This window comes from Mangrovimonas sp. sgz306409 (assembly GCF_059735265.1).
In genome coordinates, this window is the sequence record NZ_JCAPEU010000003.1 from 468,614 (window position 1) to 482,587 (window position 13,974).

The 13,974-nt window shown below is 41.5% G+C and carries 10 protein-coding genes; 5 read left to right on the forward strand and 5 right to left on the reverse strand.

The features are described from left to right. Nucleotides 1-35: 35 nt before the first annotated feature. From secDF to AC6I5C_RS07890, 3 genes are all read left to right on the forward strand, one after another. Entirely contained in the window at nt 36-3,050 is a 3,015-nt protein-coding gene (gene secDF, locus AC6I5C_RS07880) for a protein translocase subunit SecDF (protein ID WP_497904666.1), read from the forward strand. Between the two features lie 168 nt (nt 3,051-3,218). Next, nucleotides 3,219-4,514 carry a phosphoribosylamine--glycine ligase gene (locus AC6I5C_RS07885; RefSeq protein ID WP_497904667.1) on the forward strand — a complete coding sequence of 432 codons (1,296 nt, stop codon included), beginning with the start codon at nt 3,219-3,221 and terminating at the stop codon, nt 4,512-4,514. A gap of 3 nt (nt 4,515-4,517) precedes the next feature. Then, nucleotides 4,518-5,009, forward strand: coding sequence for a GNAT family N-acetyltransferase (locus AC6I5C_RS07890; protein ID WP_497904668.1), 492 nt, complete (start codon nt 4,518-4,520; stop codon nt 5,007-5,009). On the opposite strand, the gene AC6I5C_RS07895 is transcribed toward AC6I5C_RS07890, so the two are convergent. The 5 genes from AC6I5C_RS07895 to folE form a co-directional block, all read right to left on the reverse strand. Beyond that, nucleotides 4,971-5,465 (reverse strand): DUF192 domain-containing protein, encoded by a 495-nt coding sequence (locus AC6I5C_RS07895; RefSeq protein WP_497904669.1) that lies wholly within the window; start codon nt 5,463-5,465, stop codon nt 4,971-4,973. The genes AC6I5C_RS07890 and AC6I5C_RS07895 overlap by 39 nt on opposite strands. Nucleotide 5,466: 1 nt before the next feature. Continuing rightward, the gene (gene lgt, locus AC6I5C_RS07900; RefSeq protein ID WP_497904670.1) at nt 5,467-6,297 is read right to left on the reverse strand and encodes a prolipoprotein diacylglyceryl transferase; all 831 of its coding nucleotides are present in this window, start codon (nt 6,295-6,297) and stop codon (nt 5,467-5,469) included. Between the two features lie 79 nt (nt 6,298-6,376). Next, nucleotides 6,377-6,598 carry a membrane protein insertion efficiency factor YidD gene (gene yidD / locus AC6I5C_RS07905; protein WP_076664186.1) on the reverse strand — a complete coding sequence of 74 codons (222 nt, stop codon included), beginning with the start codon at nt 6,596-6,598 and terminating at the stop codon, nt 6,377-6,379. Nucleotides 6,599-6,672: 74 nt separating this feature from the next. Continuing rightward, entirely contained in the window at nt 6,673-8,154 is a 1,482-nt protein-coding gene (cysS, locus tag AC6I5C_RS07910; RefSeq protein WP_497904671.1) for a cysteine--tRNA ligase, read from the reverse strand. A gap of 27 nt (nt 8,155-8,181) precedes the next feature. Beyond that, nucleotides 8,182-8,859 carry a GTP cyclohydrolase I FolE gene (gene folE, locus AC6I5C_RS07915; protein ID WP_076664189.1) on the reverse strand — a complete coding sequence of 226 codons (678 nt, stop codon included), beginning with the start codon at nt 8,857-8,859 and terminating at the stop codon, nt 8,182-8,184. Nucleotides 8,860-9,053: 194 nt separating this feature from the next. Between folE and AC6I5C_RS07920 the strand changes: the two genes are divergently transcribed. Together AC6I5C_RS07920 and AC6I5C_RS07925 are read left to right on the forward strand one after the other, a co-directional pair. Then, complete coding sequence (locus AC6I5C_RS07920) at nt 9,054-9,533, forward strand: RNA-binding protein (protein WP_497904672.1); 480 nt, start codon at nt 9,054-9,056, stop codon at nt 9,531-9,533. A 16-nt stretch (nt 9,534-9,549) separates the two neighbouring features. Continuing rightward, on the forward strand, nt 9,550-13,974 hold a 4,425-nt coding region (locus AC6I5C_RS07925), incomplete at its 3' end, for an FIDD domain-containing protein (protein WP_497904673.1).

A 13,974-nucleotide genomic window follows, 5' to 3' on the forward strand; every position in this document is an offset into this window, starting at 1 on the left:
GCCCGATTAAAAAATTGACCAATAAATAATTAAAAATGCAAAACAAAGGATTAGTAAAATTGTTTGCACTATTGTTTGGACTGGTAAGTATCTATCAATTATCATTTACCTTTAAATCCAATCAAATAGACGCAGCTGCTGAAGAAGCGGCATTTAGTAAATACAATACTCCAGAGGAAATCAATGCCGAGGAGATTCGTTATTTGGATTCACTTCAAACCTATAAAGTTGAGGTGGACGGAAAAAGACAAAGTATTAAAGTATTTGACATAGGTATTGCAGATTATACCTATACAGAGGTTAAGGACAAGGCCATGAACCTTGGATTGGACCTTAAAGGTGGTATCAACGTAATCTTGGAGATTTCTGTAAAAGATATCTTGGAAGGATTGGCTAACCACACTACAGATCCTGTTTTCAACAAAGCATTATCTGATGCTGAAGAAATCCAAAAAGATGCTCAAGAGCCATATTTGGAGTCTTTCTTTACTGCGTTTGACGCTATTAAAGGTGACACAAAATTGGCGTCTCCAGACATTTTCGCTAACCGTACCTTAAGTGAAGAAATCACTATTGACATGTCTGACGACCAAGTTAAGGATGTTATCAAGAAGAAGGTAGATGAGTCTATCGTATCTGCTTTTGAGGTATTGCGTAAGCGTATCGATAAGTTTGGGGTGACACAACCAAACATCCAACGTTTAGGAAATTCAGGACGTATCCTTGTAGAGCTTCCAGGAGCCAAGGATGTAGAGCGTGTTAAAAAATTATTACAAAGTACAGCTCAGTTAGAGTTTTGGGATGCTTACAGAGGAGATCAATTTTTACCATTTTTGGCACAAGCTAATGAGGTGTTGAAGCCGATTGTAAATGCTGAAAAGAAAACAGAAGTAGCTGAGGTTGCTGAAACTGCAACAGATTCTACAACTACAGAAGAAGGAAATGCTGATTTATTGGATAAATTGGTAGGTGAAACTTCTGCTGATTCTACAGATGTGGAAGCAAATCCAATTTTGGATTTATTGAGAGGTTACGGAGCAGGAGGTGCTTCTGTAGCCACTTTTGAAGCTAAGGACAAAGACTTAATCACATCTTACTTGAACAATCCAAAAGTAAGAGCTTTATTGCCAGCTGAGCAACGTTATGTGAAATTTGCATGGGGTATCCAACCTAAGGATAGCGACTATATAGATTTATATGCATTGGTTGGAAACAGAGAAAATGAGCCAGAATTGAGTGGAGCTGTAATTACAGATGCACGTCAATCTTACAACCAATTAGGGAAGCCTTCTGTAAGCATGCAAATGAACAGCAAAGGTGCTAAGATTTGGGAAGAAATGACTGGTAGAGCTTACCAACAACAAAGCCAAATTGCCATTGTATTGGATGACATCGTATACTCTGCACCTGGTGTAAGTACAGGGCCTATCTCTGGAGGTAACTCTGAAATTTCTGGTGCTTTCACATTAAATGAAGCAGTGGATTTAGCAAACGTATTGAGAGCTGGTAAATTACCTGCATCTGCCGATATCGTTCAAGCTGATGAGGTTGGACCATCTTTAGGAAAAGAAGCTATCGACTCTGGTATCAAATCATTTATGATTGCCTTGGCTTTAGTATTGGTATGGATGATTCTTTACTATGGTGTTGCGGGTAGCTTTGCGGATATCGCATTGTTGTTCAACATCTTGTTGATTTTTGGTGTGCTTTCAGGATTGGGAGCAGTATTGACACTTCCTGGTTTAGCGGGTATCGTATTGACCATTGGTATGTCGGTGGATGCTAACGTACTTATCTTTGAGCGTGTCAGGGAAGAAATTGCGGCAGGTAAGACACAGCAAGAAGCTATTAAAGACGGTTTCTCAAATGCATTGTCTTCAATTTTGGATGCCAACATCACTACTGGTCTTACAGCAATCATCTTATTTGTATTTGGTACAGGGCCAATCAAAGGATTCGCAACTACTTTATTAATTGGTATCGTAACATCGTTGTTCACTGCAATTTTCATTACAAGAATTTTAGTAGATTGGTATGTGAACAAAGGGAAGTCTTTAGAATTCTCAACTGGATTAACAAAAGGTTTGTTCAAAAACACGAACATCAACTTTATCACCAAAAGAAAAGTTGCTTACATCATTTCTGGAATTTTATTGGTATTGAGCATCGGATCTTTAGCTACTAAAGGTTTGGATCAAGGTATCGACTTCGTTGGAGGTAGAACTTACCAAGTGCGTTTTACTGAAGACGTGAAGCCAGAAGAAGTTAAAGCTAACTTGATGGATAAGTTTGGTAGTGCCGAAGTGAAAACTATCGGAAACTCACACCAATTGAAAATTTCTACTAAATACAAAGTAGACGAAAACTCAGCTGAAGCTGATGAGGAAGTACAAACAATGTTATTTGACGCCTTGAAGCCTTACTTGCCTTCAGGAATGGCTTACCAAGATTTTGCCGATGGTAAAAACGGTATTGGTAAAGTATTGTCAAGTAAAGTAAGTCCAACCATTGCCGATGATATCAAGAAAGAATCTTTCTGGGCAGTATTAGGATCTTTGGTTGTAGTATTCCTTTACATCTTGTTACGTTTCAAGAAATGGCAATTCTCATTGGGTGCTGTTGCGGCGGTATTCCACGATATTATCATTGTATTGGGTGTGTTCTCTATCACGCATTCTTTCATGCCATTCAGCATGGAAATCGATCAAGCTTTCATCGCGGCTATCTTAACGGTAATTGGTTACTCGCTTAACGATACCGTGGTTGTATTTGACCGTATTAGAGAGGTGCTTGCTGAGAAATTAGGATTCAAAGGAGGCGCTAATATCAACTCTGCAATCAACAGTACATTGAGTAGAACCTTGAATACTTCCCTTACTACTTTGGTAGTATTGTTGGCCATGTTTACCTTTGGAGCAGATTCATTAAGAGGTCTATTGTTTGCCTTGATCGTTGGGGTAGTAGTAGGTACTTACTCTTCTGTATTCATTGCAACGCCTATCATGTATGATTCTTTAAAGGATAAAGGTGAAGCACCAAAAGAAGACTAATAATTTCTTTATATAATTTGAAAAAGGCTACCGTTTTGGTAGCCTTTTTTATTGGCTAATTATTAACTAAAAATTACGCTGCCCTCTAATTTTTGAATTGATTATTTGACTAATTTTGAATCGAAAAATTAGACGTTACGTTTATGATTATTTTTGACTTTTTGGAGTGTGAAAGCACAGCCTACACCTCCTAGAAAACTCCTCTTTGTTTCTCGATGGGGAGAAATATTGGATATTGCCTATGCAGCTTCACTAGAAGGCAATCAAGTAAAAATGTGTATTGAAGATAAGGACTCCCGCGAAATTGGCTTCGGGTTCCTTAAAAAAGTTAGGGATTGGAAAGCGCATATCGATTGGGCCGATCTTATAGTTTTTGACTATACCGGCTACGGAAGGGAATGTGAAGACTTGCGGGCTCAAGGTAAATTGGTGTTTGGTGGCACTGAATATACCGATAGGTTGGAACTCGATAGGGATTTTGGCCAAAGCGAATTGAAGCGCCACAAGATAAAAACCTTGCCCTATAAGGAATTCTTTAGTTTTCAAGAGGCTATTCAATACATTCAACAGCATCCCAATGCTTATGTTATTAAACCCTGTGGAGAAACACAGGACATCAAACAATTGTTGTTTGTGGGGAGTGATGATGAAGGTTTGGATGTCATTAGGGTTTTGAAAGCCTACGAAAAATCTTGGGGAGACCAATTTGGAACTTTTCAGTTGCAGAAAAAGGTAAAGGGTGTGGAGATTGGTGTGTCTGCCTTTTTCAATGGTACCGATTTTCTAGCACCAATCAACATCACGTTTGAGCATAAGAAGCTATTTCCAAAGGAGCTTGGTGTGTCTACAGGAGAAATGGGTACGAGCATGTTTTGGGCCGACAAATCTCCAATTTTTGAAGCTACTTTAAGACATTTTAAAACTACCTTGTCGAAACATAAGTTTGTGGGGCATATCGACCTGAATTGTATCGTTAATGGTAAAGGAATCTATCCATTGGAGTTCACCTCGCGTTTTGGCTATCCGCAAATCTTGATTCAACGGTCTTCTATTGTTGAGCCAATTGGCGAAATGCTGTATAAAATTGCTTCGGGACAACAGTTTAGGATTTCCGTGAAAAAGGGCTTTCATGTGGGGGCGTTTATCGTAGTACCACCATTTCCTTATAATGATAAAAAATCCTTCGAGCTCTTTTCAAAGGACGCCGTGGTGGTGTTTAAAAGGAATGTCAAGGAGGGTGTGCACCCAATGCATTTGAAAAATGTGAATAATGAATGGCTTATTACCGGAAATACTGGGATTGCCGTTTTGGTAACTGGATCTGGACTTACCATGAAAGATGCCCAACGCTTGATGTATAACAGGATTCAGAACGTCATCATCAATAACGGATATTACAGAACCGATATTGGTGATCGTTGGTTTGAAGATTCCGATAAATTATGGTCTTGGGGACTGCTATAGGTGATGGAACTATTAGACTATACAAATAAAGCGAACCTTTTTTTTGAAAAACTTCCAGAGGATTGGCAAGAGGCTATTGTGCCGTTTTGGGAAGACATTCAAGAAACTACAAAGCTGTATGTAATTAAAAACAATGAACAAATTATGGTGGGAGGGCTAGTGTTTAAGCAGTGCCCACCAGATTTGTTATACTATAAGCAAGGTGCCGAAAATTGGTTTTCAAAGGAATATTTTTATCTAGGTTTTATTTATACCATGGAAGCCTTTAGGGGGCAGAAATTGGGTTCGGAATGGTTGATGTTGGTAAGGGAAAATTATCCTAAAAATGGCTTTTGGTTAGCTATTGAGGATGAAGCATTGCATAGTTTTTATGCCAAGAATGGCTTTGGAAAAAGTGAATGCATCACAACGCCATATGGCGATACAGAAATCATCTATAGTTGTCCGCCGTTGCTTTTAGAGTCTAGTAAAATAGATACGATCTCCGGCTCTTAAATTCCATTCATCAGAAAGCCCTCCGTTAATTTCCAACACATATTGGGCTGGGGCAGTGGAAGGCAAGGAAGTTTCATCAAAAGGTTTGGCATTTTTTTGGATATTGATAATGGTTTTATCCTTGTCAATAAAGATAATGTCCAAAGGAATCCGTGTGTTTTTCATATAAAAACTATGGAATTCTTCCCTTGGGAATATAAAAAGCATGCCTTGGTTGTTTTCCATAGTGTTGCGATACATCAAGCCCGTTTGGGTTTGATAGTCGTCATCGGCAATTTCAATGGCAATGGTTTTTACTAGGGAGTCGGAAGCTGCTTTGTAAAGACTAAGCGTGCCTTCTTTCTTAAATTCAACTATAATCTCCTTGACAACCTTGGGTTGGTCCTTACAGGATATAACCGTTATGGCTATAAATAAGGAAAGGAAAAGAAGGCTGCCAATAGATATTTTACGCATTTTAGCTCAATTCAGTTTTCGGTTTGTATACAAACATGAAGTAAAGGCCAATAAGAATAAATGGAATACTTAGCCATTGACCTGTGTTCAAAGCCCAATCGGCACGTTCTGCATTTTGGGCTTCCTTCACAAATTCTACACAGAAACGGATGGTCCACAAAAGCACTAGGAACAAACCAAACAAAAAGCCTTGTTGCTCGCTTTTGTTGGTTTTCCAATAGAAATACCATAAGATCAAAAATACGAATACATATGAGAAGGATTCGTAAAGTTGAGCAGGGTGTCTTGGCACTTGCATGTCCTGAGGCAGTTGCTTAAAGATCACGCCATAGTCACTTCCTGTTGGTTTTCCAATAATTTCAGAATTGATGAAATTCCCCAATCTTACAAATACAGCACCAGAAGCTACCGGAATTACTACGCGGTCCAAAATCCAAAGCACCGATTTGTGAAGTACTTTTTTATTATAAAGGTACATGGAAACAATCATGGCAATGGCAGCTCCGTGGCTGGCCAAACCTTGAAAGCCTGTAAAGTGAATGCCGCCTTTAAAACTGAACGGTAAAAAGATGCTGAAAAAGTCTTCTTTGAACAATTCTGGTTGGTAAAAAATCACATGTCCCAATCGGGCACCCAACATAATTCCTATTACTGAATAGATGAAAAGTGAATCCAAAGATTCATCGCTTTGGTTCTCGTGCTTGTAGATGCGTTTCATAATGGCAAGTCCAAGGACAAATGCCACAATCCACATCATGCTATAATAGTGTAGGGTAAAAAAGCCTAAATCGATTCCTTTTGAAGGGTCCCAAACGAAGGATAAAAAATGCATATGATAAAAATTTTCAAGGGTAAATATAGCACTTTGAAAAAGACTACACGTTATGGTTTGGGTAAATTAATGTGTTGGTTTAGGGAACTGGGTCATAACCGCTGCCTCCCCACGGATGACAGCTCAAGATTCGTTTAATGGAGAGCCAACCGCCTTTAAAAAGTCCGTGTTTTTGGAGCGCTTCTTTAGTGTAGTGTGAGCAGGTAGGTTGGTAACGGCAAGTAGACGGTGTGAACGGGGATATCATTGTTTGATATACCTTTATAAGAAATAGAAAAGGAGCAATGAGCAACTTTTTCATGAGGCTAAATTATAATTAAATAAGGGCGCAATACTATTGCACCCTTTTATGATATAGGTAGACTGCACAACTAATTAATTGGTCGTAAAAGTGGTGCCGTCTTTACCGTCTTTTAACTGAATGCCTGCTTCAGCCAATTCGTCTCTAATTTTGTCGGACATGGCAAAATCCTTATTGGCTCTTGCTTCCTGTCTTAATTTGATCAATAGTTCTACTGCGCCTGAAAGTTTATCTGTGCCAGAATCTTCTGCAGTTACATTCACCAAACCTAAAATGTCAAATACAAATGCATGGATGGTTTCCTTTAAAGTTTTTAAATCTTCTTCGGAAATACTCGCGCTTCCTTCTTTCAATTGATTGATGAACTTAACGGCCTCGAACAGGTTGGCCACCAAAATAGGGGTGTTAAAGTCATCGTTCATAGCGTCGTAGCAGCTCTGTTTCCATTCCAAAACATTGAAGGTAGAATTGCCCGAAGGAGTAATGCTATCTAATACATTAATGGCATCCATAAGCCTGTAGAAACCTTTTTCACTTGCCAATAAGCCATTATTGGTAAAATCCAAGACACTTCTATAGTGCGCCTGAAGCATAAAGAAACGGGCTACACTCGGTGAGTAAGCTTTTGTAATATGAGGATTGTCTCCTGAGAAAATTTCATTTGGCAAAATGTAATTTCCAGTAGATTTCGCCATTTTCTTACCGTTCATGATCAACATGTTGGCATGCATCCAATAGTTTACGGGCGCGTGGTTGTTGCAAGCTTCGGCTTGGGCGATTTCACATTCATGGTGAGGGAATTTTAAATCCATTCCGCCTCCATGGATATCAAATTGTTCTCCCAAATATTTGGTGCTCATGGCAGTACATTCCAAATGCCATCCAGGGAATCCATCGCTCCAAGGGGAAGGCCAGCGCATGATATGCTGTGGTTCTGCTTTTTTCCAGAGGGCAAAATCCTGAGGATTTTTCTTATCTGTTTGTCCATCAAGTGCGCGCGTGTTGTGAATTAAATCCTCAACATTACGCTTGCTCAAGATACCGTAAGGCTTGGTTTCGTTGTATTTTAAAACATCAAAATACACCGACCCATTTACCTCGTAAGCCAAACCGTTATCAATGATTTTTTTGATGAGTTCAATTTGCTCTATGATATGGCCTGTTGCCGTTGGCTCAATGCTTGGCGGAAAAAAATTGAAAGTATTCAGGATGTTGTGGAAATCGACAGTGTAACGTTGTACAACTTCCATAGGCTCAATTTGTTCCAAACGTGCCTTTTTGGCAATGCGGTCTTCACCAACATCAGCATCATTCTCCAAATGACCAGCATCTGTAATATTTCTAACATAACGCACTTTATAGCCTAGATGCTTTAGATATCTAAAGATAACATCAAAGGACATAAAGGTTCTTACATTTCCTAAATGGACATTGCTATAAACCGTAGGTCCACAAACGTACATGCCTACATAGCCGTCGTTGATAGGTTTGAACGCTTCTTTTTGTCCGCTAAGTGAATTGTATATAGAAATAGGTTGTTGCTCGTAAAGTTGCATGCTGATGTATTACGTTAGGTTTTTAAACTAAAATTGGGTGTCTAATTTAATATAATCCAGAAATTCTCTACGGGTTTCTTTTTCTTTAAATTTTCCGCCAAATTCCGAAGTTACTGTGCTGCAGTCCACATCTCTGATTCCTCTAGAGTTCACACATAAATGTTTAGCATCGATAACACAGGCAACATCTTCGGTATTTAAAACCTCTTGAAGTTCTTTTACTATTTGAATGGTCAAACGTTCCTGTACTTGTGGACGTTTGGCAAAATAATCAACTATACGGTTCATTTTTGAAAGCCCTACTACCGTTCCGTTAGAGATGTAGGCCACATGGGCCTTTCCTACGATTGGAAGCAAGTGGTGCTCACAAGTGGAGTATACGGTGATGTTTTTTTCCACCAACATTTCTCCATATTTGTATTTGTTATCAAAAGTAGAAGCGTTAGGTTTTTTGTCGGGGTTAAGACCTCCAAAAATTTCTTTTACGAACATTTTGGCAACGCGCATTGGGGTGCCTTTTAAACTGTCGTCAGTTAAGTCCAGACCTAAGGTTTCCATGATATGGCGCACATCATCCTTGATGATATCGATTTTTTCATCATTGGAAAGTTTGAAGGCATCTTCTCTCATCGGTGTATTTGCCGAAGTACCAATATGATCGTTCCCTAAAGCTTCAAAATCTTCTATGTCGTTTTCTATTTTCATTTCAAAAATTCAAAATAAGCTCTTATTAAACAGATTGCAAAGATAAGCAATTAAAAAAATCAAATTGCGGGTAGGGGTTTTTTAATTTGAGCTGTTATATCATTGCACAAAGCAAGTGTTAAAATCATTAAGTAAGTGCTAATATTTTATTAAAAATTCCTTAAATTCCGCACCTTTAAAAACTAAACTACAATATGAATTTAAAACTACCCTCCCTACTTGTCGTAGGTTTTGCACTTTTTTTTATAAATCATTCTGTCGCCCAAACGCGATCTAACAAGCAATCACTTGCTCGAGTTATATATTACGAAAATGTTGATGATCCATTAGATTCTAAAGAATTATCTAAAATAATTGAAGTTTATGGAGATAAAGCTGAAGAAGATATTTTGACTAGACCACAAAGGTTAAAGGATGTAAAAAATATTTTGAGGAATAGAGTTGAAGTAACTCAACATCCCGGTAAAGATTTATCTGTTTATCAAAAGTTGTCTCAAGTACCTCTTTTTACAGCTTATATTTCCAATTTAGAAAGAGATATTTTTTCAGTGGATGGATTTAATCCTTTGAAATATCAGTTTGATTTTTATTCAAAAAATAGGTTTACAACTTATTATTGGGTTGATAATACAAATTATTTGATAGCTATTAAACCTCAACATCAACAACTTTAACTCCCTATCTTAGTTTATGAAAAAAGCTTTACTAGTATTTTTCTTGATATATTCATACGTCTCGTTTTCCCAGGATGTCATAATGCAAAACGGAATAGTAAATCAGTGTTCAGGTATGTTCTATGACTCTGGAGGATCTGGTGGTAATTATTCAAGTAATGAAAACTTTGTAATAACCATATGTCCTGAAAATACTGGGGATGTAGTACAATTGAACTTTACAGAATTTTCATCACAATTAAACGCTGATGTTTTAACTGTCTATGATGGTGATACTACTTCAAACCCTACTTTAGGTACTTTTTCTGGAGCTAATAACCCCGGTTTTATAGAGCCTTCTTCGTCTAACACAAGTGGATGTTTAACTTTTGAATTTATTTCAAATGGAACAGGGGTTACAACAGGTTGGGCCGCAGAAATAAGTTGTTATACACCCTGTCAGAGTATTGTGGCAAATATAGAAAGTACCGTCCCCGCCTTAGATACAACCAATACAGTAATTGCAGATGTAAATGAAACCATAACGTTTAATGGTAGTGGTTCCTTTTCAGTAGACGGTAGTGGTGCTACATATTTATGGGATTTTGGAGACGGAAATACTGCGGTGGGACAAAGTGTGACTTATACCTACACAACTGCGGGAATTTATGATGTAACATTAACTATTACAGATAGTAACCCAGCTGGATGTCAAAGTGCCAATGACATAGGGGTTGAGGCTCAAATTGGAGCATCCACGCCAGGGAATCCTTATGTCGATGCAGGAGAAGATGTAGTTATTCCTTGTGGGGAAGATTGTGTTGAAATATCGGCCACTTTTTTAGATATCGGGGAAACCAATACTTATGATATCACTGAAATTGTATTTGTGCCGCCATTTCCTTTTCAAGGATTGACCAATTCTGTAAACACGGATATTGATGATGCATGGAATGCACCCCAACAATTGCCATTTGACTTTTGTTTTTTTGGAGGTATTGAAACACAATTCCAAGTGGGCTCTAATGGTGTAATTAGGTTTGATGTAGATCCAAGTGATACAGGGACAGGCTCTAATGGTTATGCATTTACAGAGTCGCTTCCAAATAACTCAAACCCTACATTAGGCGAAGCTAATATTTTTACACCTTGTCATGATATTAACCCTTTTGCAGGATCTAATGAAGAGATACGGTGGGAAATCATAGGGACAGCTCCTAATAGAGTTTTAGCGGTTTCGTTTTATAATGTCCCAATGTACCAATGTACTAGTTTAATAGCGACACATATGGCTGTGCTTTATGAAACTACAAATGTCATTGATATTTATATAGCTAATAGTCCTTCATGTCCTACTTTTAATAGTGGAAGTACAGTGATTGGAATTCAAAATGATGCAGGAACAGAGGCTTTTGTTCCTCCAGGGAGGAATACAGGGGCATGGTCAACTTCGGAGGAAGCTTGGCGTTTTACTCCTGCAGGTCCTAGTGTAATTGAATTCTCTTGGTTAGATTCAGATGGTAACGTAGTGGGAACGGATCCTGTTCTGTCTGTTTGTAATACTACAACTGAAGTTTATACTGCTCAAGTGGTTTATACTAATTGTAATGGAGATACTGTAACAGTAACAGATGATGTAGTGGTTTATAAAGACCCTGGTTTTGAGGTGAATTTAGGACCAGATCAAGTAGTGTGTAATGATGGCTCTTCAGTTTTATTAAATACTGGGGTTAGTTCAGAGACGGCTACATATCAGTGGATTTATGAAGGAGATGAGTTAGTTGGAGAAACTAATTCAAGTTTAATCGTTTTATCTCCAAATTCTGGAAGTTATTCAGTAATAGTCACTGATGAGGATTGTGTGGTTTCTGAGGATGTAAATGTGACTTTTGTCCCATTAGCCGAAGCATTTGAACCAACAGATTTAATTGTATGTGATGATAGTTCTAATGATGGAGTTGATATTTTCGACCTAACGGCCCAAGACAGTTTTATTTTGGGAGCACAGGATCCAGCGGTATACAGCGTTGATTACTATACCAGTCTTACGGACGCTGAATTGGCTCAGGGAGCCATTTCAACACCTTCTTCCTACGGCAATACTTCCAACCCACAGACCATTTATGTAAGGGTGGAGGATGATAACTATCCGGACTGTTACGGTACCACGAGTTTCCAGCTTTGGGTGAACCCATTGCCGAGTTATGTGGACCCGACCCCATTGGAAGTGTGCGACGACAACGTACCGGACGGTTCGACTGACATTGACCTTACCATAAAGAATTCAGAGATCAACGGAAACAATCCATCATTTGTTGTAAGCTATTACAACTCACTGGCTGATGCCGAGTCGGGAGCGAATGCACTGGCGATCCCTTATTTCGGGACCACGGGCGAGACGGTTTTCGTACGTATTGAAGATATCCAGACGGGCTGCTACAGTACAACCACCTTGGACCTTGTGGTGGAACAGGCGCCAGAGGCGAACATCCCCGACCCCTTGGAGTACTGCGATGCGGACAGCGATGGCTTTGGCGTGTTCGACCTTTCGGATGCCGAGGCGGCGATCACCGGGGGGAACACGGGATTGGTGCTGACCTACCACGAGACCTTGATCGATGCAGAGAATGGGGCGAGTGCCCAGTCGAGCCCCTACTACAATATTGTCCAGAACCAACAGACGCTTTATGTGCGGGTTGAGAGCGCAACGATCGCGACGGACTGTGCGACGATCGTAGAGCTTGTTTTGGTGGTGCACCCGACTCCTCAGCTTGAGGAGCCAACGGCATTGGAAGTGTGCGACGACGCCTCGGGAGACGGCTATGCACAGTTCAACCTGACACTGAAGGACAGCGAGGTCCTTGACGGCCTTGACCCTGTACAGTATGTGGTATCCTACTACCTTACGGAGGACGATGCCGAGTCCGGCACCTCTGCCATCCCGAACCCACTGAGCTTTACCAACACGGTACCGTTCGCACAGCAGGTGTGGGTACGTGTGGAGGACAGCGCCAACGGCTGCCACAAAGTGGTGCCACTGGAGCTTATCGTGAACCCGTTGCCGGTACTGATGGAGCCAGCGGCATTGGAGCTCTGCGACTACAACAGCCCTGGCGACGAACAGGAGTCCTTTCTACTTGAGGACAGTACGGCGGGTATCCTTGGCGGACAGGTTGGGATCGTGCTTAGCTACCACCTTACAGCGGCGGACGCCGATAGCGGCGACAACGCCCTTTCGAGCCCCTACACGAACATAGCCAACCCCCAGTCCCTATTTGTTAGGGCAGAGAACAGCAATACGGGCTGCTACAGCACGGTGATACTTGACCTTAGGGTGAACCCTATCCCTTCACCGGAGGCGGACCCGACCCCATTGGAGGAATGTGACGGTGACAACGACGGCTATGCGAGCTTCGATTTGGAGGAGCGCACCCAGGAGATCATCAACGGGGAACTTGACATTGCCATCACCTACCATGAGACCCAGGCAGATGCAGAGAACGGCGACACCCCGCTGTTGAGCCCCTACGACAATATCGTGGCCAATGCCCAAGTGGTATATGCCAGAGCGGAGAACATGCTCACGGGCTGCCATACCGTGGTAGGCCTGCAGCTGAACGTACTGCCGTCACCGGTAGTGCCTACGGCCATCGAGGACTATGTGATCTGCGATACGAACACGGACGGCTATGCGAGCTTCGACCTGACCTCTATGGATTCAGGGATCCTCGGGACACAGGACCCGACACAGTTTGACCTTAGCTACCACCTGACGGCCGCCAATGCAGAGTCGGGAACGGCACCGATCGCCAATCCATGGGGCTATGTGAACCAGACCAACCCACAGACCATATATGTAAGAGTGGAGAGCCTAGGGAACGGCTGTGTGAGCACGGGCGAGTTCGAGATCCGTGTGGAACTGCCGCCGGTAGCGATCCAGCCAACGCCGCTGCAGCTTTGTGACGACGAGGTGGCCGATGAGCTGACGGTGTTCGACCTTACCGTTAAGGACGGGGAGATCACGGGCAACGAGGGAAGCTGGAGCGTGAGCTACTATGAGACCCAGGCGGATGCCGATGCGGGGACCAATGCGATACCCGACCCAACGGCCTATGTTAACACTTCGGTGAACGGAGTGGCGGCCAACCCACAGACCCTGTTTGTGGTGGTGACCGATACGGACACGGGCTGTACGGACCAGACGACACTGACGATCCGCGTGTTGCCGAACCCTACCCCGAGCCAGGACCCATCGGACATCGAACTGTGCGACGACGAGAACACTGGTGACGAGGTGGAGCTGTTCGACCTAACGGAGAACGAGACCTATATCATCAACGGAGAGGCCGGGGTATCTGCCAGCTACCACGAGAGCCTTTTCGATGCTGAGCAGGGGACCGGAGCGATCCCCGACCCAACGGCCTATGCGAACATGGCCAGCCCACAGACCATCTATGTGCGC